Genomic DNA, 568 nt, shown 5'->3' with positions numbered 1-568 from the left:
GGCGCGCACCGCCGCCGCGGCCGTGCTGCAGACCTCGGACTTCAAGCTGGACGGACTGGATGCCGACCTCCGGCGCGCGTTCAACGCGGTGCGCAACGCCTTCTTCGACGAGGGCCCGGGCAGCTCGCTGCAGAAGGCCGACGACTACCTGAAGGGGCTGACGACCGACATGCTGTCCAGCGTGTCGCGCGAGAACGGCGTGATGGGGGCGCTCGCGCGGGCCCTGCCCATCGGCGGCGCCACGGCGCTGAACCCGTCGGCCGTGGGCTCGGCGACCCGCACGCTGGCGCAGGCCGGCCTGATCACCGGCACCCAAGAGGCGGTCGACGCCATGAGGACCGCCATCGACACGCTGCGCGACAACGACACGGCGCTGCCGGCGGAACGCGCGCTCAAGACGCTGGCGCGGGCGCTGGACGCCGCCGTGCCGGACGGGGCGCCGGAGCGGATCGTCAACGCGGCGATCGCCGAGGTCCAGGTCCCGGAGCGCTTCGGTCTGGATGAACGCACGCTGGCGCAGCATCCGGCGCTGTCCAGGATGTGGGAACGCTATGCCGGCGGCCAGGTG

1 protein-coding gene is annotated in these 568 nt (G+C 73.2%); it reads left to right on the top strand.

Features of this window, described 5'->3' with window-relative positions; all coding sequences use genetic code 11:
- Positions 1 to 22 precede the first annotated feature (22 nt).
- Positions 23 to 568 (top strand): hypothetical protein (locus FUT87_RS15465; protein WP_147241581.1); only part of this gene is annotated, 546 nt, incomplete at its 3' end.

It is taken from the genome of Mitsuaria sp. TWR114 (genome assembly GCF_007997345.1).
Note: the sequence above shows the minus strand (reverse complement) of the source record. Positions and strands in the feature narration are given on the sequence as shown.